Annotated in this window: 20 protein-coding genes and 1 pseudogene; 8 read left to right on the top strand and 13 right to left on the bottom strand. The window is 69.7% G+C overall.

Features of this window, described 5'->3' with window-relative positions:
- Positions 1–39: 39 nt before the first annotated feature.
- Positions 40–1,776 carry an ABC transporter ATP-binding protein gene (locus CLV67_RS42125; RefSeq protein ID WP_106329001.1) on the top strand — a complete coding sequence of 579 codons (1,737 nt, stop codon included), beginning with the start codon at positions 40–42 and terminating at the stop codon, positions 1,774–1,776.
- Here the strand turns inward: CLV67_RS42125 and CLV67_RS42120 are convergent.
- The 5 genes from CLV67_RS42120 to CLV67_RS42100 form a co-directional block, all read right to left on the bottom strand.
- On the bottom strand, positions 1,762–2,529 hold the full coding sequence (locus CLV67_RS42120) for an AAA family ATPase (protein ID WP_106328999.1): 768 nt from the start codon (positions 2,527–2,529) through the stop codon (positions 1,762–1,764). The two genes, CLV67_RS42125 and CLV67_RS42120, sit on opposite strands and share 15 nt — an antisense overlap.
- Positions 2,526–3,332, bottom strand: coding sequence for a PIG-L family deacetylase (locus CLV67_RS42115; RefSeq protein ID WP_106328997.1), 807 nt, complete (start codon positions 3,330–3,332; stop codon positions 2,526–2,528). Before CLV67_RS42115 ends, CLV67_RS42120 begins: the two co-directional genes overlap by 4 nt.
- Positions 3,333–3,573: 241 nt before the next feature.
- A complete protein-coding gene (locus CLV67_RS42110) occupies positions 3,574–4,260 on the bottom strand; it encodes an aminoglycoside phosphotransferase/kinase family protein (RefSeq protein ID WP_203737485.1) in 687 nt (228 codons plus the stop codon).
- A gap of 146 nt (positions 4,261–4,406) precedes the next feature.
- A complete protein-coding gene (locus CLV67_RS42105) occupies positions 4,407–6,551 on the bottom strand; it encodes a 3-hydroxyacyl-CoA dehydrogenase NAD-binding domain-containing protein (RefSeq protein WP_106328995.1) in 2,145 nt (714 codons plus the stop codon).
- A gap of 14 nt (positions 6,552–6,565) precedes the next feature.
- Positions 6,566–7,780: an acetyl-CoA C-acetyltransferase gene (locus CLV67_RS42100; RefSeq protein ID WP_106328993.1), complete on the bottom strand. Its 1,215-nt coding sequence runs from the start codon at positions 7,778–7,780 to the stop codon at positions 6,566–6,568.
- Positions 7,781–7,894: 114 nt separating this feature from the next.
- On the opposite strand from CLV67_RS42100, the gene CLV67_RS42095 reads away from it, so the two are divergent.
- Positions 7,895–9,100: a TetR/AcrR family transcriptional regulator gene (locus CLV67_RS42095; protein ID WP_106328991.1), complete on the top strand. Its 1,206-nt coding sequence runs from the start codon at positions 7,895–7,897 to the stop codon at positions 9,098–9,100.
- A 122-nt stretch (positions 9,101–9,222) separates the two neighbouring features.
- Positions 9,223–11,049, top strand: a complete 1,827-nt coding sequence (locus CLV67_RS42090; RefSeq protein WP_106328989.1) for an AMP-dependent synthetase/ligase — start codon at positions 9,223–9,225, stop codon at positions 11,047–11,049.
- A 49-nt stretch (positions 11,050–11,098) separates the two neighbouring features.
- On the opposite strand, the gene CLV67_RS42085 is transcribed toward CLV67_RS42090, so the two are convergent.
- Positions 11,099–11,443 carry a hypothetical protein gene (locus tag CLV67_RS42085; RefSeq protein ID WP_106328987.1) on the bottom strand — a complete coding sequence of 115 codons (345 nt, stop codon included), beginning with the start codon at positions 11,441–11,443 and terminating at the stop codon, positions 11,099–11,101.
- A gap of 237 nt (positions 11,444–11,680) precedes the next feature.
- Between CLV67_RS42085 and CLV67_RS42080 the strand changes: the two genes are divergently transcribed.
- Entirely contained in the window at positions 11,681–12,709 is a 1,029-nt protein-coding gene (locus CLV67_RS42080) for a glycoside hydrolase family 26 protein (RefSeq protein WP_106328985.1), read from the top strand.
- Positions 12,710–12,737: 28 nt separating this feature from the next.
- On the opposite strand, the gene CLV67_RS42075 is transcribed toward CLV67_RS42080, so the two are convergent.
- Together CLV67_RS42075 and CLV67_RS42070 are read right to left on the bottom strand one after the other, a co-directional pair.
- Complete coding sequence (locus tag CLV67_RS42075) at positions 12,738–13,094, bottom strand: DUF5615 family PIN-like protein (RefSeq protein WP_203737487.1); 357 nt, start codon at positions 13,092–13,094, stop codon at positions 12,738–12,740.
- Complete coding sequence (locus CLV67_RS42070) at positions 13,091–13,438, bottom strand: hypothetical protein (protein WP_239166685.1); 348 nt, start codon at positions 13,436–13,438, stop codon at positions 13,091–13,093. The genes CLV67_RS42075 and CLV67_RS42070 overlap by 4 nt, the downstream gene beginning before the upstream one ends.
- 196 nt (positions 13,439–13,634) lie before the next feature.
- Between CLV67_RS42070 and CLV67_RS42065 the strand changes: the two genes are divergently transcribed.
- Together CLV67_RS42065 and ybiA are read left to right on the top strand one after the other, a co-directional pair.
- Positions 13,635–14,042, top strand: a complete 408-nt coding sequence (locus CLV67_RS42065; protein ID WP_106328981.1) for a hypothetical protein — start codon at positions 13,635–13,637, stop codon at positions 14,040–14,042.
- A gap of 67 nt (positions 14,043–14,109) precedes the next feature.
- Positions 14,110–14,661, top strand: coding sequence for a riboflavin biosynthesis intermediates N-glycosidase (gene ybiA, locus CLV67_RS42060; RefSeq protein WP_106328979.1), 552 nt, complete (start codon positions 14,110–14,112; stop codon positions 14,659–14,661).
- Here the strand turns inward: ybiA and CLV67_RS42055 are convergent.
- The 4 genes and pseudogenes from CLV67_RS42055 to CLV67_RS42040 form a co-directional block, all read right to left on the bottom strand.
- Entirely contained in the window at positions 14,609–15,160 is a 552-nt protein-coding gene (locus CLV67_RS42055) for a pyridoxamine 5'-phosphate oxidase family protein (RefSeq protein WP_106328977.1), read from the bottom strand. The two genes, ybiA and CLV67_RS42055, sit on opposite strands and share 53 nt — an antisense overlap.
- Before the next feature lie 63 nt (positions 15,161–15,223).
- Positions 15,224–16,012 carry a S1 family peptidase gene (locus tag CLV67_RS42050; protein ID WP_106328975.1) on the bottom strand — a complete coding sequence of 263 codons (789 nt, stop codon included), beginning with the start codon at positions 16,010–16,012 and terminating at the stop codon, positions 15,224–15,226.
- A gap of 127 nt (positions 16,013–16,139) precedes the next feature.
- A pseudogene (locus CLV67_RS42045) lies at positions 16,140–17,405 on the bottom strand (M14 family metallopeptidase); the annotation flags it as partial.
- Positions 17,406–17,475: 70 nt separating this feature from the next.
- Entirely contained in the window at positions 17,476–18,393 is a 918-nt protein-coding gene (locus tag CLV67_RS42040) for an oxygenase MpaB family protein (protein WP_106328971.1), read from the bottom strand.
- A gap of 56 nt (positions 18,394–18,449) precedes the next feature.
- On the opposite strand from CLV67_RS42040, the gene CLV67_RS42035 reads away from it, so the two are divergent.
- Complete coding sequence (locus CLV67_RS42035) at positions 18,450–19,091, top strand: GntR family transcriptional regulator (RefSeq protein WP_373873185.1); 642 nt, start codon at positions 18,450–18,452, stop codon at positions 19,089–19,091.
- A 17-nt stretch (positions 19,092–19,108) separates the two neighbouring features.
- Here CLV67_RS42035 and CLV67_RS42030 read toward each other — a convergent pair whose 3' ends face one another.
- Positions 19,109–20,488, bottom strand: coding sequence for an aldehyde dehydrogenase family protein (locus CLV67_RS42030; protein ID WP_106328969.1), 1,380 nt, complete (start codon positions 20,486–20,488; stop codon positions 19,109–19,111).
- A gap of 92 nt (positions 20,489–20,580) precedes the next feature.
- Between CLV67_RS42030 and CLV67_RS42025 the strand changes: the two genes are divergently transcribed.
- Positions 20,581–21,705: an acyl-CoA dehydrogenase family protein gene (locus tag CLV67_RS42025; RefSeq protein WP_106328967.1), complete on the top strand. Its 1,125-nt coding sequence runs from the start codon at positions 20,581–20,583 to the stop codon at positions 21,703–21,705.
- The last annotated feature ends 27 nt before the right edge of the window (positions 21,706–21,732 follow it).

The raw sequence follows: 21,732 nt of genomic DNA, 5'->3' as shown, positions 1-21,732 counted from the left end.
CCTGCCTAACGTCGGGATCTCCTGGTGAGAGGGGGCGTCATGGCCGATCTGGCCCGGTGGCGGGACCTGAGCCGGCTGGCCCGCGGATACCGCCGGTCGATCCTCGGAGCGGCGGCGCTCAGCCTCCTCGGCTCATTGCTCGCCCTGACCCAGCCCCTGCTGGCCCGTGTGGCCGTCGACGGCGCCGCCGCGGGTTCCCTGCCGTGGCCGGTGATCGGTGCGCTGACCGGTCTGTTCGCCGCGCAGGCGTCGGCGCTGGCGCTGGCCCGGTACCTCCAGGCGCAGACCGGCGAGACGATGACGCGTGATCTGCGCCGCACCGTCGCCGGGCACCTGCTGCGGGTGCGCCTGTCGGTCCTCGACGACGGCCGGATCGGGGACCTGATCGCCCGCGCCTGCGGTGACACGGCCGTGGTGAAGACGTTGATCGCGCAGAGCCTCGGCACCGGGCTGGCCGGTGTGGTCGGACTGGCCGCGGCGATCGGGTTGCTGGCCTGGCTGGATCCGTGGCTGCTGGCCGCCGTGGTGGTGCTGTTCGGCGGCTCGTTCGGCGCCCTGCTCGCGGTGGTCCGGCGGGTACGTCTCGCCTCGCGGACCGCGAGCGCGGCCGAGGGGGCACTGGTCGCCGACCTGGAACGGGTCCTCGGCGGCATCCGGCTGGTGCGCGCCTGCCGTACCGAAGGGCTCGAGGCTGAGCGGCTGGACACTTCGGCCGGGCGCGTCTACCTGGCGAACCTGCGGATGGCCGGGATGGTGGCGCTCAGCGGACCGGCCAACGACCTGGCAGTCAGCGGCGCCTTCCTGACCGTTCTGCTCACGGGTGCGAGCCGGGTGGCGTCCGGGGCCATGACGCTCGGCGAACTGGTCGCGTTCACGCTGGCCATGACGTATCTGGCGGCACCCGTCTACGAGATCTTCCAGGCGGTCGGCGCGGTCCAGCAGGGTTCCGGGGCGCTGCACCGGATCAACGAGGTGCTGGCCCTGCCGGTGGAACGGGACAGAACGGTCGCGGTCGCCACGGTCCGCGGCGCGGCTCGCCGGGTGGCGCCCGTGCTGGAGTTCCGCGACGTCTGGTTCGGCTATCGGCCGGGCCGCCCGGTGCTGCGCGGGATCGGCTTCACGGTGCCGTCCCGTGGCCAGGTCGCGCTGGTCGGGCCGTCCGGCGCCGGCAAGTCGACGATCTTCGCGCTGGCGGAGCGGTTCTACGATCCGGATCGCGGGTCGGTGCTGCTGCACGGCCGGGATGCGCGATTCCTTCCGTACGCCCGATATCGTGCCTCGATCGGTCTGGTCGAGCAGGACTCCCCGCTGCTCGCCGGCACGCTGCGGGACAACCTGCTGTACGGCGCCGGGCCGGTCACAAGCCGCGAACTGCGCCGGGTGCTGGCCATGACCGGTCTGCTCCCGGTGGTCGCCGGGCTCCCGTCGGGACTCGACACACCCGTCGGTGAGCACGGGCGGCACCTGTCCGGAGGCCAGCGTCAGCGCGTCGCCATCGCCCGCTGCCTGCTGGCCCGCCCGGATCTCATCCTGCTCGACGAGCCGACCGCCCATCTCGACCCGGACAGCGAGAACGTCCTGGCCGCGACGCTGCACGAGATCTCGGCGGTCTGCGCACTGATGATCATCGCGCACCGGTTCTCCACCGTGCGATCCGCGGAGCGCGTGCTCGTGGTCGACGGCGGGCTGGTCACCGGCTCGGGCACCCACGATGAGCTGCTGCGATCCAGCCCCTATTACCGACGCCTGGCGGCACCCCTCCTACGGTACGGGTGAAGCGGTCCCGCCGGAGCGGTGGTCATCGGCCAGCACCATCCGGGTGAGCCGTTCACCGGCCCGGACCGAGGCGTCGAGACGACGGCTGCCGCTCACCGCCGCGAAGTCCGGCCCCAGGTGACGGACCGTGATCTCACCGTCCGCCCCGGTGTCCGGCTCCCGCTGTATCCGTTGCGGATCGAGGTGGCACACCGGACGGTCGCCGGGTGTTTCGCCGAGCATGTCCACGATCCGCTCGACGACCTCCTCCGGAGCCGCGCGGGTGGTGTCGCAGACCAGGTCGTAGTTGCGCAGGCGGGTCTTGTCCACGCCGTACCGGATGAGGAATCTGCGTCTTTCGCTCTCGCTGCGGTCGGTCAGCCGGCGGCGGGACTCGTCGAGGTCGCGGTAGTTCTCCACCGCGTCGCCCGGCCGGCCGAGCACCCGGCGGGCCGCCACCACCGGGTCGGTGATCAGGTGCACCTTCAGCGCCCCGGTGAAGAAGTGCCAGGCCAGCCGGCTGTCGACGACCAGCTCCTCACCGGCGGCCGCCATGTCGTGCTGCAGCGTGTCGATGTAGTGGTCGACCTTGTCGTCGAGCTCGGCGTGCAGGTTGAGCTGCAGGGCCGTCATCTGATGGTCGGCCGCCATCTGCCGGTAGAGGTCACCGATGCTGACCCGGCGCAGCCCCAGCCGCCGCGCGAGCAGAACCGAGACGGTGGATTTGCCGCTGCCGAGATCGCCGTTGAGAACGACCGTGCGGGGTCGTGTCATCGGCCAACCATAATCGCTTCCACCGGTCCCGCGCAGTGCCAGCGTGCCTCGGACAGATCCCACCAGCAGCGGTCGCACGGCGGAGGAACGGCCGGAACGGCCTCGACGAACGCCTCGTCGGCGACCCAGGCCGGATAGTCGGCACCCATCGCGGCGATCAGCGCCTCGGTCTGCGTGGCCTGCGCGGCCAGCGCGCGGACCTTGCGTTCCAGCAGCTCACCGGTCAGTTGAAGGTGCAGCGCCAGGGCCGGTTCCGGGCAGGTCACCGGGAAGCCCGGCAGGAACACGTCGAAGCGGTCGTTGAGCGGGCGCCAGCGTTCGGCCCAGTCGTCGGTGACGGCGGCCTGCAGCAGCCGGGTCCCCGCGGGCGCGGCCCGGTCGACGGCTGCGGCCGTCCAGCGGCCCACCGCACGATGGTCGGGGTGCCCGGTGTTGCCGTCCGGCCCGAACGTGACGACCGTGTCCGGCCGGATGCCGTCGATCAGGTCGCAGAGGCGCGCGACGGCCTCGGCTGCCGGAACTTCGGCGCAGCCGCCGTCGGCGTACCCGAGCCAGTGATGCTCCTCGACCCCGAGTACGCGCAGGCAGTCGTCGAGTTCGACGGTGCGGCGGGCGGCGAGCCGGTCGGGCGGCCAGCGCTCCGGGTCGCCGGTGCCGTGCTCGCCACGGGTCGCGGTCACACAGGCCACCCGCGAGCCGGCGTCCCGGGCCAGTGCCATCAGCCCGCCGGACAGGTAGGCCTCGTCGTCGGGATGCGCCCAGACCCCGAGCACGGTCCCGAGTTTCGCGATGTCGTCTCTCATGTGCCGACCATGCCCCGCCCCGCTTGCCGCGCGCTTGCGGCCCGCTGTCACCCCCCCAAAACCGCGTGGTGATGTACGGCTTGCCGGTGGGCGTAGGTCACCACGGTGCGGGTTGGGCGGTGTTGTGTGGTGATGTACGGCTTGCCGGTGGGCGTAGGTCACCACGGTGCGGGTTGGGCGGTGTTGTGTGGTGATGTACGGCTTGCCGGTGGGCGTAGGTCACCACGCGGGGTGGGCGAGGCTAGCCGGGGAAGACGGCCAGCTCCTTGACGGCGGCGGCGAGGCGCAGGTCGAGGCCGGAGTGGATGAGTTCGCGGCAGTCGTGGTCGCCGTCGGTGGCCAGGCGGCGGATGTCGTGGATGGCGGCGCTGATCCGGTCGCGGACCTCGCGGACCATGTCGGTGGCGGTACCGCGCCAGCCGTAGGCGTCGAGCAGCATCCGCAGGCGGCGGGGACGGTCGGTGAGGTCGGTCCAGCCCTCGGCGGTGGCGTCGGTGTACGCGGTGAGCGGCACCCAGGCGAAGGCGGTGAACGCGAGGTCGGCGTCGCGGCTGACCGGGCCGGCGAAGTCCCAGCCGACGAAGCCGGTGAGGCGGCGGCCGGCGCGGGTCGCGTTGTACGGCGCGGCGTCGTTGTGGCCGATGATCAGGCCGGGTTCCCAGTCGCCGCCCTTGCGCCAAACCGCGTCCGCGGGTGGTACGAAGTCGGCGACGGCCTCGTGGTACTCACGCAGCCACTGGGCCACCTGCCAGAGGGTGTCGTCCTCCCGGGCCCACTCCGGCCAGGGGAGCGCGGCGGCGGCCGGGTCGCCGCCGACCGGCGGCGCGCCGTCGAAACCCGACTTCTCCAGGTGCAGCAGCAGGGCACGCACCGCGGGCGCCCACGGCTCCTCGACTGAGACGCCGGGTAACTCCGCGTCGATGTTCATGATCAACCTCCGGGATGGACGGTAGCCCGGAGATCATCGATCATGCATCGGCCGGGTGTCCGACCGGAAGTTGCCGGATGAAGGAATCGGTGCAGGTCCGCGCCTTGTGGATCAGCTGATCCACAAGACGCGACCTATATCACCGATCAGACGAATTGCTCACCGGCGCCGGCCTTGGCCAGCAGCAGCGGCGGCGGGGTGAACCGGTCGCCGTAGCGGTCGGCCAGCTGACGGGCCCGCGCCACGAAGCCCGGCAGGCCACCCTCGTACTGGTTGATGTACTGCAGTACACCGCCGGTCCAGCCGGGGTAGCCGATGCCGAAGATCGAGCCGATGTTGGCCTCGGCGACCGACGTCAGCACACCCTCGTCCAGGCACTTCACGGTCTCGATCGCCTCGATGAAGAGCAGCCGCTCCTTGAGGTCCTCGAAGGGGATCGTCACGTCCGGCTTCGCGAAGGCGGACAGGCCCGGCCAGAGCCCGGTGCGCTTGCCGTCGGCGTACTCGTAGAAGCCCGCCCCGCCGGAGCGGCCGGGCCGCCCGAACTCGTCGATCATCCGGTCGATGACCACGTCGGCCGGGTGCGCCTCCCAGGTCTGGCCGGCGGCCTCGGCGGCGGCGCGGTACTCGTTGCGGATCTTGCGGGGCAGCGTGAGGGTCAGCTCGTCCATCAGCTGCAGCACGGGAGCGGGGTAGCCGGCCTGGCTGCTGGCCTGCTCGATGCTGGCCGGCGGCACACCCTCGGCGAGCAGCGCTATGCCCTCGTTGGTGAAGGTGCCGATCACCCGGCTCGTGAAGAAGCCGCGGCTGTCGTTGACCACGATCGCCGTCTTGCGCAGCCGCCGCACCACGTCGAGCGCACGGCGTACAGCAAGGTCTCCGGTCTTCTCGCCCTTGATCACCTCTACCAGCGGCATCTTGTCGACCGGGGAGAAGAAGTGCAGGCCCACGAAGTCGGCCTGGCGGCTGACGCCCTCGGCGAGCAGCGTGATCGGCAGCGTGGACGTGTTGGAGCAGAGCAGCGCGTCCGGAGCGACGACGCCCTCGATCTCGGCGAACACCTTGTGTTTGAGGGCCGGGTCCTCGAAGACGGCCTCGATCACCAGGTCGGCGCCGGCCAGGTCGGCGACCTGATCGGTGGCCGTGATCAGGTCGAGCAGGGCCCTGCCCTTCTCCTCCGAGATCCGGCCGCGGCCGACGTCCTTGGCGACCAGCTTCTCCGAGTAGCCCTTGCCGCGCTGCGCACCCTCCAGCGAAACGTCGCGAAGCACGGTCGGAAGACCGGATCGGGCGCAGACGTACGCGATCGCGGCGCCCATCATGCCGGCGCCCAGCACGGCCACCTTGGTGATCGGCGGCACCTCGCCGATGTCCCGCTGGCTGACCTCGTTCAGGTCGAAGAAGAACGCCTTGATCATGTTCTTGGCGACCGGACCGGTGACCAGCTCGACGAAGTACCGCGTCTCGATGACGAACGCGGTGTCCACGTCGACCTGGGCTCCCTCGACCGCGGCCGAGAGGATGTTGCGCGGCGCCGGGTAGAACGCGCCCTTGAGCTGCTTGCGCAGGTTGGCCGGGAACGCCGGCAGCATCGCGGCCAGCGACGGCGTGGACGGCGTGCCGCCGGGGATCCGGTAGCCCTTGGTGTCCCACGGCTGGGCCGCCTCGGGATTGGCCGCGATCCACTCGCGGGCCGAGGCGAGCAACTGCTCCGGGGTGTCCACGATCTCGTCGACCAGGCCGAGCTGCTTCGCCTTGGGCAGGCGGTGCCGGGTGCCCTTGAGCAGCACCTCCATCAGGGCGGTGGCAAGGCCGAGGAGCCGGACGGTACGGACCACGCCGCCACCGGCGGGCAGCAGGCCGAGAGTGACCTCGGGCAGGCCGAGCTCGGTCTTCGGGTTGTTCAGCGCGATGCGCCGGTGGGTGGCGAGCGCCAGCTCCAGGCCGCCGCCGAGGGCCGAGCCGTTGATCGCGGCGACGACCGGCTTACCGAGCGTCTCGAGCCGGCGCAGCTGGCCCTTGACCTTGGTCGACAGGTCGAACACGTCCTGGCCGCGGTCGGCCGGCACCGAGCCGAGCTGGTCCAGATCGCCGCCGGCGAACCAGGAGTTCTTCGCCGACGTGATGATCACGCCGGTGATCTGGTCGCGCTCGGCCTCCAGCCGGGAGACGGTCTTCTCCATGCTGGCCACGTAGGCGTCGTTCATGGTGTTGGCGCCGCGGCTCGGGTCGTCGAGGGTGAGCACGACGATGCCGTCGTCACCGCGGTCGTAGCGGATGGTGTCGGTCATGGAAGTCTCTCTCCTCAGAGCCGTTCGACGATGGTGGCGATGCCCATGCCGCCGCCGATGCAGAGCGTGGCCAGGCCGTACCGGCCGCCGCGCCGCTCGAGCTCGTCGACGAGGGTGCCGAGGATCATGGCGCCGGTGGCGCCCAGCGGGTGGCCCATGGCGATCGCGCCGCCGTTGACGTTGACCTTCTCCGGGTCGAGCTTGAGGTCGTCGATGAAGTGCAGCACGACGGCCGCGAACGCCTCGTTGATCTCGACGAGGTCGAGGTCGTCGACGGTGAGGCCGGCCTTGTCGAGGGCCTTGCGGGCGGCCGGGGCCGGACCGGTCAGCATGATGGTCGGGTCGGCGCCGCTGAGCGCGGCCGCCACGATCCGGGCGCGCGGGGCGAGACCGGCGCGCTGACCGGCCCGCTCGGAGCCGATCATGACCAGCGCCGCGCCGTCCACGATGCCGGACGAGTTGCCCGGGCTGTGCACGTGGGTGATCTTCTCGACCCAGTGGTATTTCTGCAGCGCCACCGCGTCGAAGCCGCCCTGGTCACCGATGACGGCGAACGATGCGGGCAGCTTGCCGAGGCTCTCCACGGTGCTGTCGGCGCGGATGTGCTCGTCACGGTCGAGGATCAGCAGGCCGTTGCGGTCACGGACCGGCACCACCGAGCGGTCGAACCAGCCGTTCTCCCAAGCGCGGGCGGCGCGCTGCTGGGAGCCGACGGCGTACGCGTCGACGTCCTCGCGGCTGAAGCCGTCGAGCGTGGCGATCAGGTCGGCGCTGATGCCCTGCGGGATGAAGTCGGTGTTGAGCGCGGTGTCCGGGTCCATCGCCCAGGCGCCGCCGTCGGAACCCATCGGCACCCGCGACATCGACTCGACGCCGCCGGCGAGGACCAGATCCTCCCAGCCGGAGCGGATCTTCTGGGCGGCGATGTTGACCGCCTCCAGTCCGGAGCCGCAGAAGCGGTTGAGCTGGACACCGGCCGTCTCGTGGGGCAGACCGGCCGCGAGCGCCGCGGTCTTGGCGATGTCGGCGCCCTGGTCGCCGATCGGGGACACCACGCCGAGGACGAGGTCCTCGATGTCGGCGGGGTCGACGCCCGGGTAGCGCCGCCGCAGCTCGTCGATCAGTCCCACCACCAGTGAGACGGGTTTCACCCCGTGCAGGGATCCGGTCTTCTTCCCCCGGCCGCGCGGGGTGCGCACGGCGTCGTACAGATAGGCCTCGGTCGTCATCGACTGCTCCCCTGGATGCGAATTGCGACTAACTTTTGCCGATGTTTCCGCTAGGTGTCAAGGATACGGAGACGAAGGTCGGGCGAACCACAGATCACCGTTAGGCTGTTCGTCATGAGCATCGCCGCGGCCGGTGAGCCGGCCCCAGCAGGGGCCCGCAAGCGGCCGAAGAACCGGAAGACGCAGCTCGCCCTGGCCGCCGCGGAGATGTTCTGCGAGCGTGGTTACCACAGAGTAAGTCTGGACGAGATCGCCACCGCCGTCGGCATCAGTGGTCCGGCGATCTATCGGCACTTCTCCAACAAGTACGCGATGCTCGTGCACGCCACCCGCCAGCTCGTCGAGGCGGTGCAGGCCGCCACTGATCTGCCGGAGGGCGGTGACCCCCGGCAGCGGCTCGACGACCTGCTCGCGGTGCTGGCCCGGCTCGCCGTCGAGCACCGCCGGGTGGCGGGGCTCTACCAGTGGGAGTGGCGCTACCTCGAGCCCGCGCACCGCGAGGAGTTCCTGGCCGAGCTCGGCGATTTCGCGGCTCGTCTGGCCGTACCGCTGCGGCAGTTGCGTCCCGAACTGACCAACCGCGACGCACATGCCCTGGTCCGTGCCGCCCTCAGTGTCTTCGGCAGTCTCGGCACGCACCGTGCGGCGATCGCGCGCGGCCGGGCCGAGGCCGTTCTGCACCGGGTGGCGTGGGCGCTGCTGTACGAGGAGCCGCCCACGCCCGCGCTGCCCGCCACCGAGTACCCGCCGCCCGAGCCGGTGCTCGGGGTGACCGCCCGTCGCGAGATCCTGCTGGCCGAGTCGATCAAGTTGTTCCACCGGCACGGGTACCACGCGGTCGGGGTGGAGGACATCGGCCGGGCCGCGGGGATCAACGCGTCAAGCGTCTATCGTTACTTTCCCGGCAAGGCCGACATCCTGGCCGCCGCCTTCTATCGGGCCACCGAGCGGGTCGCCGAGTCGACCGCGGCCGCGCTGGCCGGCGCCACCGGTGACGACGACGCGCTGGACCGGATGGCACGCTCCTACGTGGAGCTGACCTTCGAGCGCAGTGCCCTGGTCTCGGTCTATCTCGCCGAGAACAACAATCTGCCCGAGGCTGACCGGCATGAGCTGCGCAAGGTGCAGCGGCTGCACGTCGAGGAGTGGGTTCGCCTCCTCGGCCGGCTGCGTCCCGGTCTGGCGGTTCCGGAGGCCCGGGTGCTGGTGCACGCCGCCCTCAACCTGGCCACCGACCTGAGCCGGCTGGTCCGTTTCGATCGCCGTTCCGGCATGGACCGGCACCTCACCCGGTTGATGCTGACCGTGCTGCGTGCCTGACTGAAGTGCCTGAAAGATCGCTGAAAAGTTAGTCCAGATTCACATGGTGCCTTCCCAGGAAGTTAATGCGCGTTTACAGTCGCGCCATAGCCGCCCGTCTACGGCTTCCCAGGAGGCAGCTCATGGATCCCGCCCTCAATCAGCGGTGCGCCGACATAGCCCGCGAACTGACGACTCCCGCTCTGCTGCACCGCAACGCCACCGAGTTCCCCGACCTGCCAGCCCTCAGCCTGCTCGGATCGGCGGACACGCTGACCTGGCGGCAGGTGCGCGACGAGGTGGCAGTGCTGTCGCGAGGCCTGGCCGATCTCGGCCTGAGCTCCGGTGACCGCCTGCTCATCATGATGTCCAGCCGTCCCGAGCACTGGCTGGTCGACCTGGCCGCCGCCTGCCTCGGCGCGGTCCCGTCCACCGTCTACGCCACCCTCTCCGTCGACCAGCTGCGCTATCTGGCCCGGCACTCCCACGCCGGGATCGTCGTGCTGGAGAACGAGGAGGCGCTGCGCAAGTGGGAACCGATCATCGCCGACCTGCCGGAGTTGCGGCACGTCATCGTGGTCGACCGGGACGGTGACGACGAGAACCGCATCGTCTCGCTTCGGCACGTCGCCGCCCGGGGCACGGCCGCCCACCGGGCCGACCCGGAGACCTTCGAGAAGACCTGGCGGGAGGTACGGCCGGAGCAGCCGGTCACCTTGCTGTACACCTCCGGCACCACCGGAGACCCCAAGGGTGTCGTGCTCACCCACCACAACGTGCTGTACCAGTGCGTGGTCATGCAGAACACGATCGACACCCCGGATCACGCCGACTCGCTGGCGTACCTTCCGCTCGCGCACATCGCCGAACGGGTGCTCGGCGTCTACAACCCGCTCTACCGGGCCGGGCACGTCACCATCTGCCCCGATCCGACGCAGCTGCTCGCCGGGCTGGTCCGGGTGCGCCCGGTGTCGTTCTTCGGCGTACCCCGGATCTGGGAGAAGATGGTCGCCGGCGTGCAGGGCCAGCTCGCCGCCGCCGAACCGCCGGTGCAGGCCGCCGTCGACGCGGCCCGCGCCGTGGCCACCGAGGTGTACAGGCTGCGCGAGGCCGGACAGGAGATCCCGGCCGAGCTGGCGGCCAGGCACGCCGCCATGGACGCGCAGATCCTCAAGCCGCTGCGCGCCAAGCTCGGCATGGACAACATGCTCTGGGCCGGCAGCGGCGCCGCGCCGATCCCGGTCGAGGTGCTGCTCTACCTGGCCAGCATCGGGATCGACGTGCTCGAGGTGTGGGGCATGACCGAGACCACCGGCACGGCGACGATCAACATCCCGGAGGCGTTCCGTACGGGATCGGTCGGCCGGCCCAACGGCGGCATGGAGATCCGGCTCGCCCCCGACGGCGAGATCCTGGTGCGCGGGCCGCTGGTCTGCGCCGGTTACCTGCGCGCCGACGGCGGCATCGACCCGATCACCGACGAGGACGGCTGGCTGGCCACCGGTGACGTCGGTGTGCTCGACGATGCTGGGTTCCTGACGATCACCGACCGCAAGAAGGAACTCATCATCAACTCGAGCGGGAAGAACATCTCGCCCGCCCAGATCGAGAACCTTCTGCGGGCGCACCCGCTGATCGCCCAGGCCGTGGCGGTGGGCGACCGCCGCCCGTACATCACCGCCCTGATCGTCCTCGACGAGGAGATCGCGCCGCTCTGGGCACGCTCCAAGGGCCTGCCCACCACGGCCGTCGCGGATCTGGCCGAGGACCCGGTGCTGCGTGCCGAGATCGAGAGCGCGGTGGCCGTGGCCAACGCGAAACTGTCCCGGCCGGAGCAGGTCAAGACGTTCCGGATCCTGCCGCGCGGCTGGTCACCGGAGTCCGGCGAACTGACCCCGACGCTGAAACTGCGGCGCCGGATCATCCAGGACCGCTACGCCGACGAGATCGGCGCGCTCTACCAGGGCTGAGGCGACGTACCGGCCGGCGCACGTCCACCGGCCGGTACGTCCACTGTCCTCAGTAGCAGAACTCCTTGTAGCCCTCTGCGTAGCCGCGTTCCCAGCCTTCCTCGTACCCGCGCATGTAGGCCGACTCCGGGTCCTCCCACAGACCCTTCATCTTCGTCAGCGCCCTCTTCGGGTTCAGGCATTCGTCGCGGGCTTCGCGCCAGCCGTCCTTACGGCCGTCCCGGAAGCCCTGACGGAACGCCCTGCTCGGCTTCGGCGGCCACGGGTCGGCCGAGACCACGGTCTGCCCGGCGGGTGCGGGCGTCGCGACCGCCGGTGTCGTCGTGACGGCGATTCCGGCGGAGGCCAGGAAGATCGATCCTGCGGCCAGAGCGCAGCTCTTACGAAGGTTCATGACACTTTCCTCCCCGTGATTCCCGGGGCGCCGGCTTGGCGTCCCGGCGATGAAAAAACTACGCGCGGGCCGGAGGCGGGGCAGGAGAACCGGCGGCGGTGGGCCTTTCGGCCCAACCGGTTCGCACCGTTCAGCCGAACATTCTCCCAGCTCACCGACCGTTCGGCGGAGACGGTACGGCGGTCGCCGCGGGCATGATCGCCTGCGGTCACCTTCCGTCGTGGGCAGGAGAAATCCGTGAAGCGCCGTCAGCTGCTGTCCCTCGTCGGGCTCACCGGCCTGGCAGGCTGCGGCACCGCGGCGGCACCGGTTCCGCCTTCGTCTTCGGCCGCGCCGTCGTCACCCCCGGTAGCCGCGAGTCTGGCACCGGCGCTCACCACCACGTCACCCGTTCCGCCCACGCCCACGCCGGCGCGGCCGGCCGGCAGCGGCCGCGGTGGCGCCGTCGAGGCACCCGACGGCGCCGTGATGCTCGGTTCCTACCTGGCCCTCGGCGGCCGGACGCTCCGGCAGAGCCTCGCCCTGCGCCGCGGGCAGCTCGGCCGGGAACAGCGGATCGTCCACCGGTTTTACCCGTGGGACGGCTACGTGCCCACCTCCGAACCGGATATCGCCGACGACAGCGTCCTGATGGTCTCCTGGCACGGTGCGCCCTGGGCCGGGATCCTCGACGGCGGCTCCGACGCGAACATCCGCTCTGTCGCGCGCAAACTCAAGGGCATGCGCCGCCGGATCCTGCTGCGCTGGGGCTGGGAGATGAACGGCGACTGGTTCGAGTGGTCCGGCGCCCGCAACGGCAGCGACGCCGACGACTACGTCAAGGTCTGGCGCCGGCTGCACCGCGTCTTCGCCGCCCAGGACGTCACCAACGTGTCGTGGGTCTGGAGCCCCAACTGGAACTCGTCACCGGAGGAGAGCTGGAACCGGGTGCAGCGCTACTACCCGGGTGACGACTACGTCGACTGGGTCGGGATCTCCGGCTACAACTTCTACGACGAGTCACCGTCCACCCTGTTCGATCCGGTCACGTCGCTCTACGGCAGCCGCAAGCCGATCATCCTCAGCGAGACGGCGGCGGTACGCGACAGGACGCGCTACATCAAGCGGCTGCGGTCCTGGGTGGAGGACACGCCACAGGTCGGCGCGGTCGTCTGGTTCGACACAGACATCCAGGAGGGTACGGACCACAACTTCCGCTTCGACACCGACAGCGCCTCCCTGTCCGCCTACCGGACGATGGCCCGAAGTCCGCACTTCTCCGGCTGACGCGATCAGTCGTACGGCGGACGATTGGTCAGGAATCCGGTAGCCAGAGGATCTGATCCCGGCCGGGCGGAGTCTCGGTGGAGAGGAAGTCGGTCAACGCCTTGCCGAGCCGGTGCAGGCCGGATCGCGTTCGAGGGAATCGCCGGCGGGTGACGAGGATCAGCCCCGCATGTCCGGCGCCCTGGTGCGCCAGGCGGAGAAAATCGGCCACGTTCTCGGTGACCACACAACGGTTGTTACGCGCCGCCCAGGCGAGTACGTCCTCGTCGGTCTTCGAGGCGAGCCCGACCTCGATGTCCAATACGGCGACCGCGTCATGACCCGCGTCCCTGAGTTGCTGCGCGAGGCTCGGCGGATACATCTCGCCGAGAAGGAGGCCCGTCACGTCTTCCGCTTCCGGAGAAGGCTCTGCTGGGCTTCCCACAACTTCTCCTCTCGGTCGGCGACGTCCCGGTTGAGTGCGATCCGCTCGTCGATCTCGTCCGGGTACGCCGCGTAGTAGCGCACCGCGATGCCGATCTGCGTGGTCGTCAGCCCGGTGACAGTGCCGAGCTCTTCGAGCAGGTCAGCCTCGCTGATTTGAGGGTCTTCGTTGCGGATGTCGTCCAGAGCGGTGATCACCTCCCAGACGTCCGGGCCGCCGGCGAGTGCCGCCCGGCGACCGGTCGGGCCGGGCCGGAAGTTGACTCCTGGGTGTTCATACGACTTGAGGGCCTCGTCAATGAACATGTTGGCGACGGACGACGACGAGGTCCCCGGGTGTTCCCGAACGTATCGGTCCAAGCGGGCGAGCACCCCCTCATCGAAGCGAACTGAACGTGGAGCAGTCATGACTACAGCGTAGTCGGGTGTAGTGCGGTAGTGACTGTAGCGGAGATACTCATGTCGCTCAAATTCTCTACTCATTCTCCTCCTGAGGAGTTATATGCTCGTTGATGTGGTGAAGATCGAGATCGACAACGGCACCTACCGTGACCTGACACTCATCGCCAGTGCGGTCGGGATGACACCCGGCGAGGCCGTGACGCTGCTGGTGGAACGGTTCCGAAGTTCGGCGGTCGCGCCGAAGCCGGTGCTGGCACAACCGGAGGCGGTTCCGATTCATGCGGTCTACCAGGGGCAGCGCGTTACGGCGGAGTTCGATCCGGAGACCTCGAGTCTGACGATCACCTCGGGTCCGCTCAGTGGAAAGTGGTTCCGCTCGCCCAGCGGGGCGGCGAAGGCGGTTGTCGAGGTGCTCAACCCCGGTGTTTCGCCGAACCGGAGCGGCTTCGACTTCTGGTTCGTCACCGAGACCGGGAAGACCTTGCAGTCCATCCGCTCCAGGCGTTGAGCCGCCCGTCGGAGCACGCCGGAAAATGGCAGGCGGTGGACGTGGCGCGACGGCAGACTCTCTGGGCATGTCGATACACAGCGTCGCCGACCTGACCGCCGCGAAGGCGGCGGGGGAGAGGCTCAAGTATCTGTACTTCTGGAAGCACGACCGGGAACGCGACGGCAGCGCCGGCCGTGGCTGCCTGAGCCAGTGGTGGCCGGGCCGGTTCGAGGCCGAGGGGCGGAGTTTCGCAACCGCCGAGCACTACATGATGTGGCGTAAGGCGGTGCTGTTCGCCGACGAGCCGATGGCAGAGCGGATCCTGGCCGCCCGGCACCCGCACGAGGCCAAGAAACTCGGCGGTCGCGTGGCCGGTTTCGATCAGCAGGCCTGGAACGAGCACCGCACCCCGATCGTGGTCGCGGGCAACCTGGCCAAGTTCCGTGCCGACCCGGAGCTGCACGACTACCTGCTCACCACGGGCAGCCGCGTGCTGGTCGAGGCGAGCCCACTGGACCGTATCTGGGGCATCGGCCTGGCAGGCGACGACCCGCGGGCGGCTGACCCGTACCGCTGGCGTGGTCTCAATCTTCTGGGTTTTGCCCTGATGCGGGTCCGCGCCGAATTGGCAGCGTGAGGATCTGGCGTGGGGCGTAGCCCTCGCGGCGCAGCCAGTGCTCGGTGTAGACGATCCGGTCCGGGGTGATGACACCGATCGTGCCGAGTGGTGGCTCGTCCAGGGAGCGGGAGCGTTCCACGTGGTCGGACTGCCAGCGCACCACCGGCCAGTAGTCGCCGAAACCCGGATCGCCGGGTTCGAGGACGCGGGCGTTGCCGAAGAGCTGCGCGCCACGGCTGCTGGCCTGGCCCACGAGTGGGGCGAAGACACCGGCCGAGACCCGTGGGTCGGCGCGCAGGTTGCGCATCTTCGGTGAGCTGCCGAGCGCCGTGAAGACGAGTTCGAGGCCGAGGTGGAAGTAGCGGACCGGGGTGGCGGCCGGGCTGCCGTCCGGCGCCGTGGTGGCCAGCACGCACATGTTCTGCGAGGACAGCAGGTTGAGAATGCGTTCCTCGAGCCGGTCACGGTCGAGCCGTCGCGTCGGAGAGGGGCCGGCGAGCCACGGGTTGGTCGTCATCGGTGAATGATCACACCGGGCGCCCGCGGAGATCGCGGGCGCCCGGTGTGATCAGAGAAGGCGTCAGCCCCCGAGTGAGGTGGCGGCGGAGCGGATCGCGGAGGAGAAGTAGCTGACCTGGGTGTAGACGCCCGGCTTGTTCGGGCGGGCACAACCGTCGCCCCAGCTCACGATGCCGACCTGGACCCAGCCGGACGCGCCCTGGCGGAACATCGGGCCACCGGAGTCGCCCTGGCAGGTGTCGACGCCGCCGGAGGTGAGACCGGCGCAGATCTCCTCGGCGGCGATCACCTGGCCGCCGTACATGGAGCTGGAGTTGCAGGTGCTGTCACTGACGAACGGCACGGTGGCCTTGAGCAGGTAGCGCTGCTGTGCGCCACCCTCGCGGTTGGCGCCCCAGCCGGCGATGGTGAAGGTGCCGGAGTCGTACGCCGTGGAGGTCACGATCGGCAGGGTGGCGATGTTGGCGCCGCTCACCGGGCTGGCGAGGCGGATGAACGCCCAGTCGTCACCGTTGCCGTTGTAGCCGGGCGCCCGGTAGACGTAGTTCGACTTGCGGGTGACCCGGGTGCTCGACTGCAGGTCGATCGCGCCGAAGGTGGCGGTGATCGACGTGTTGGCGCCGGTCCGGCTGACGCAGTGGGCCGCCGTGAGAACCAGGGTGGGGCTGTAGAGCGCGCCGCCGCAGCCCATCGAGAGCCGCACCATGAACGGGAACTCGCCGAGAGCGGCGCGGCTGCCCCCGACGACGTAGGGGACGACCGGGTCGGCTGCCGACGCGGGTGCCGGTGACATCGTGGCAGCGGTGACGACCGCGGCCAGCATCGCCAGAAGGGTTCGCCATCTGCGCATCTCGGTTCTCCTCTGATCTGGGGGTGCACCGAGCATGGCATTGATGTTCATAGATATAAACATCCCGCTTCGCTTATATCGCGACGGAAGGCCCGGCGGCCGCCGGGCCTTCCGAAAGGGCGGGTCAGCAGTAGGTGGACTGCTTGTTGATCACCTTGTACGGACAGTCGGCCGCCTCGGCGAGCATCAGCGCCGCCGTCCGGTTGCGGGCCGTCTCGGTCGGGATCACGCTGGCCGGCGGGTAGAAGCCGCCGCCGCCCGAGCTTCCCGGGTACAGCTCGAAGGTGTACGCGAAGATCTTGTGCTGCCCCCACAGCCAGTCGAGCGAGTCGCCGTCGGTGATGTAGAGGTCGCTGGACTGCTGCGGCGTGTAGCCGTTGGTGGCGGCCATCTGCCGGCCCAGTGTGGCGAACGTGTTGGCCTGGTCGGCGTTCATGCCGGTCGCCGTGTTGGCGGTGGTGTGCCCGTACGGCCACAGCACCAGCTTCGAGTACGAGTGGAAGTCGATCGCGGCCTTGATCTGCTGGACGCCACCGACCACGCGGCTGTTCACGAAGTCCCGGATGACCCGGGTCTCCGGCGACGAGAACGCCGACGGGCCGCGGTACGTGGCCGACGACGTGCTGCCCGACGAGCCGCCGCAGCAGCCCCAGTTGTAACCGTAGTTGCGGTTCAGGTCGGTGCCGACGTAGCTGGAACCGCTGTTGGGCTGCCGGTTCTTACGCCACGAGCGGTAACTGCCGGAGGCGATGTCGTACTCGACGCCGTCCGGGTTCACCATCGGGATGATCCAGATCTCGCGGGTGTCCACGATGTTCTTGACCCGGGTGTCGGACGCGTACGTCTTGGTGAACTGCCCGAGCAGGTACAGCGCCTGCTCCACGGTCAGGTGCTCGCGGGCGTGGTGGTTGGCGTCGTACAGGACCTCGGGCTCGGACTCGTCGGTGCCGACGTTGTCGGAGATCTTCACGGCCACGATGTCGCGGCCCTCGTACGTCTTGCCGAGCACCCGCTTGCTGGCGATCGCCGGGTAGGCGGCCACCACTGAGTTGATCTCCGCGATGGTCTCGGCGTAGTTGTGGTACGCGGAGTCGGCGGGCGGGAAGTCGAGCGTCTGCAGCACCGGTTCGACCTTGAACCCGAGCCGCTTGAGCCGGGTGACCTCACCGCCGGTGGCGGTGACCGTCGCGACGCCGTGCTCGAGGTCCTCGATGGACACACCGGTGCCGGCGATGGTGTTGCGCTGCTTGAGCGTACGAACGTCGTAGATCTCGTATTCGGCGGTTGCCGAGGCTTCGACGACCGGTTCCGCGCCGACGGGGGAGGAGGCGGACACTGCCGCGGTCGCGCAGAGCGCAACCGCGGCAAGGGCCGCGAAGGACCGTCGTCTCATGAACGACCTCCGGGATCTGGGGGATCAGTGCCTCACAGCAAACCCTCAGACATCGAAAGTCAGCAATCCATCAGGTCATGTCAATATGACCCTGATCCTGACGTGATGACCGCAGGAACTCGGCCGGCATGTCCGCGGGCGGAGGAGGTGCGCCCAGGTCGGAGGGCCGGCGGCCGGTCGGATAGCCGGGATAGGTGCGGTTGTGCTTGGGCCGGCCGAGGACCGATTCCCTGCGGGGCGGGAAAAATCGCAACGCGAACGCACGGGTCCTCAGCCCCGCCGTGGCGGCCACGCCCACCCAGCGCGGCGCCGGGCCGAACCCGAAGGCGGTCAGCATCCGTTCGTCGAGCATGCCGCGCACCCCGAGCCGGACCGCGGGGCGAAGGAACCCGGGGAACCACGCCGCGAACAGCTCCACCGTGTACTTCCCGATCTCCGCGTTCGTGTCGCTGTAGACGAAGTGCTCCGTCTCGTAGGCGTTCTTGAAGGACAGGAATTCGTCGTACGACTCCGGAATGTCCTTGATCCCCATCCGTCTGCCGACGGCCCGGTAGTAGTGGAACGCGGCCAGGCGTTCGTTGTCGTGCAGCGGCCGCCAGCCGTAGCGCGCCAGCCAGTCGATCGGGTCGTAGACGAACGTCGACAGCACGTACAGCATGTCGTCGTTGGTGATGGCATAGCGGCCGTGCGCCCGGTTGACCACCTTGAGGGCCTCCCGCCCCCGGTCCGAGTCGTAACCGTGCGCCGCCATCTCCGCCATCAGCAGCGCCGTGTCGTCGTAGCGGCGCTGTGGCCGGTCCCGGAACTCGCCGGTCGCCGCGAGCAGCTTCGAGATGCTCGGCACGCAGTATGTGCGGAACAGCGCGAACTCCAGCGCCCGCGTGTAGTCCCAGGGGAACTCCTGCCCCGACGAGATCTGGTAGATCTCCAGGTGGTCACGCTCCGGATCGAGGCCCGCGATCCGGTCCCGCAGGTCATAGCGGCCCATCGGTCACCTTCCCTCTTTTTTGATATTTGATACGGTGACGGCCGATAAAGCGAGAGGTGAGGGGATTGCTTTCCGAGGAGGTCGCCGGCGCCCTGCGCGCCCGGATCATGTCCGGCGAGCTGCGTCCCGGCGCGCGGATCCGCCTCGAGGAGGTCGCCGCGACCCTCGACGTGAGCATCACCCCGGTCCGGGAGGCGCTGCTCACCCTGCGCGGCGAGGACATGGTCGAGTTGCAGCCCCGCCGGGGGTACGTGGTGGCGCCGCTCTCCCGGCAGGACATCCTCGACGTCTTCCAGCTGCAGGGCGACATCGCCGGTGAGCTGGCCGCCCGGGTCGCGGCGGGGATCGGTGAGGCGCAGCTGGCCGAGCTGCGGGTGGCGCACAACAAGGTGGCCCGTGCCCGCAAGGCCGCCGACGTCGAGACCTTCGAGTACGAGTTCCATCGCGCGGTCAACCGGATGGCGCGGTCCCGCAAGCTGAGCTGGTTCCTGCACACCGCCACCCGCTACACCCCCGCCCGCGTCTACTCGGCCGATCCCGGCTGGCGCGAGGGGATGCGCGCCGACCACGAGGCACTGCTGACCGCGTTCGCCGAGGCCGACGCGGACGCCGCGCGCACCGCGATGACCAGGCACTTCACCGATGGGGCGGAGCGCCTGGTCAAACACCTCGACGGCCTGGGCATCTGGGACGCCTGAACCTCACCGGCGCGCCATCACCTGCCGTGGCGGAATCGGAACAGTTTCAGCGCCCGGGCCATCGCCTTCGGATCCCGGTCCAGGCGCATCAGGTCGAGTGGCGCGTGGAAGCGCTGCCGGGTCACCGACTGGGCCCGGGAGAACTCGCGCAGCCCGTCCGCGCCGTGGATGCGCCCGAACCCGGAGTCGCCGACGCCGCCGAACGGCAGTGACGGCACCCCGGCGAACCCGAGCACCGCGTTGATCGAGGCGGCGCCGGTGCGCAGCCGCCGGGCGATCGCGGTCCCGGCGTGCGAGTCCTTCGTGAAGATCGACGCGGCCAGGCCGTACTTCGACGCGTTGGCCAGCCGGATCGCCTCGTCCACGCTGTCCACCGGGTTCACCACGAGCGTCGGCCCGAACGTCTCCTCGGTGACGGCGAGGCTGTCCTCCGGCACCTCGGCCAGGACGACGGCTCCCACCTGGGCCGGCTGGACCGACTCGATCCCGCCGACCACCGCGCGACCGCCACGGGCCAGCGCGTCCTCGACGTGGGAGCGGACGATCGAGGGCTGTTCGGGGGTGGTCATCTTCTGCGGACCGGGCGCCAAAGAGCCCAATTTGTCCAGGAAGGTTTGGTAGACAGAACGTTCTATGTAGACACGCTCCACGCCCGCGCACGTCTGACCCGCGTTGCCGAAACCGCCGAACGCCGCAGCCTGCGCCGCCGCCTCCAGGTCGGCGTCCGCCGCGACGATCATCGCGTCCTTGCCGCCACCCTCCACGACGAGCGGCGTCAGCGTCTCCGCGCACGTGGCCATCACCTTGCGGGCGGTCGCCGCCGACCCGGTGAACGCGATCTTGTCGACGCCGGACCAGGTGAGGGCGGCGCCGACCGTACCGTCCCCGAGAACCACCTGCAGCACCGGCTCACCCGGCACTGCCTGCGCCCACGCGTCGGCCAGCCACTGCCCGGTGCGCGGGGTGTGCTCGCTCGGCTTGAACACCACGGCGTTGCCGGCGGCCAGCGCGTACGACACCGAGCCGAGCGGCGTGTAGACCGGATAGTTCCACGGCCCGATCACCCCGACCACGCCGAGCGGCAGGTACTCGAGGGTGGCCACGTGGTTGGACGCGAGCATCCCCGAGGAGACCTTGCGCCGCCCGAGCACCTTGCCGGCGCTGCGGGCCGCCCAGTCCAGGTGCTCGACGGCGAGCATCACCTCGAGCGCCGCGTCGTCCTGTGACTTGCCGGTCTCCTCCGCGACCAGGGCCGCGAGCTCGCCGATGTGCTGTGCGATGTGCCGTTTCCAGGCCAGCAGGCGGGAGCGGCGTCCGTTGAATCCGAGCCCTCCCCACCAGCGGGCGGCCTCACGGGCCTGGGCGACTGCGGGTCCAACAACGTCGGTGGTCGTCATGCCGGGCTCCTCGGCGTAAATTTGATATTTGATATGTTACGGTCGCTGTCAACATAGCGATTCACCTGCAATAACTCCAGGAAGGTGATGACATGAGTATCGATCTCAGCGACGAGCAGAAGGCCTTCACTCAGGCCGTCGACGACTTCTGCCGCCGCGAGGCCGGCACCCGGGAGCAACGCGGCGACGGCCCGCACCACCCCGGGCTCTACCGCAAGATGGCCGACCTCGGCTGGCTCGGCGTCACCGTCCCCGAGCAGTTCGGCGGCTCCGGCGCCGGCATGCTCGACACCTGCCTGTTCCTGGAGCGCGTCGGATACGGCCAGGCCCCCGTCGGCGGCTTCACCACCAGCGCGATCGTCGCCGCCGCCGTCGAACGCTCCGGCACCGACGAGCAGAAGAAGACCGTCCTCGGCGGTCTGGTCAACGGTCGCGTCTACTCCATCGCGATGAGCGAACCGGAGGCCGGCTCCGACGTCGCGAACCTCTCCTGCCGCGCCGTGGCCACCGACGACGGCTGGGTGATCAACGGCCAGAAGACGTGGATCTCCAACGCCCACATCGCCGACGCGATCCTGCTGGTCGCCCGGACCGGCGGCAGCCCCGGCGACCACCACGGCCTCACCATGCTGCTGATCCCCGCCGACGCGACCGGCCTGAGCATCAAGGGCATCGAGACGATGGGCGGCAAGGAGGTCAACGACGTCTACTTCACCGACGTACGGGTGCCCACCGACGCCGTGGTCGGCGCCGTCGACAAGGGCTGGCAGCAGCTGATGGCCGGCCTCAACGTCGAGCGGCTCATCCTCGCCGCCCTCATGCTCGGCACCGCCCAGCGCGCCTTCGACGACGCGCTCGACTTCATCCGGCAGCGCAAACAGTTCGGCCGGCCGGTCGGCTCGTTCCAGGCGCTACGCCACCGGATCGCCGATCTGGCCACCGAGATCGAGTGCTGCCGCCTGCTCGTCCACCGCGTCGCGACCCTCGTCGACCGCGACCCCGCCAAGGTCCTCCCGCGCGAGAGCTCGATGGTCAAACTCAAGACCACCGAGGTCGCGCGCCAGGTGGCACTGGCCGGCATGCAGATGATGGGCGGCTACGGCTACGCCACCGAGTACGACATGGAACGCCACGTCCGCGCCACCCTCGTCTCCACCATCTACGGCGGCACCAGCGAGATCCAGCGGGACATCATCGGGAAGACCTACGGCCTCTGATCCGGTACGGGCCACGCGCCCGCCGGC

The organism is Actinoplanes italicus (assembly GCF_003001815.1).
Lineage (GTDB): Bacteria > Actinomycetota > Actinomycetes > Mycobacteriales > Micromonosporaceae > Actinoplanes > Actinoplanes italicus.
This window is presented reverse-complemented; position numbering and strand designations above follow the sequence as displayed.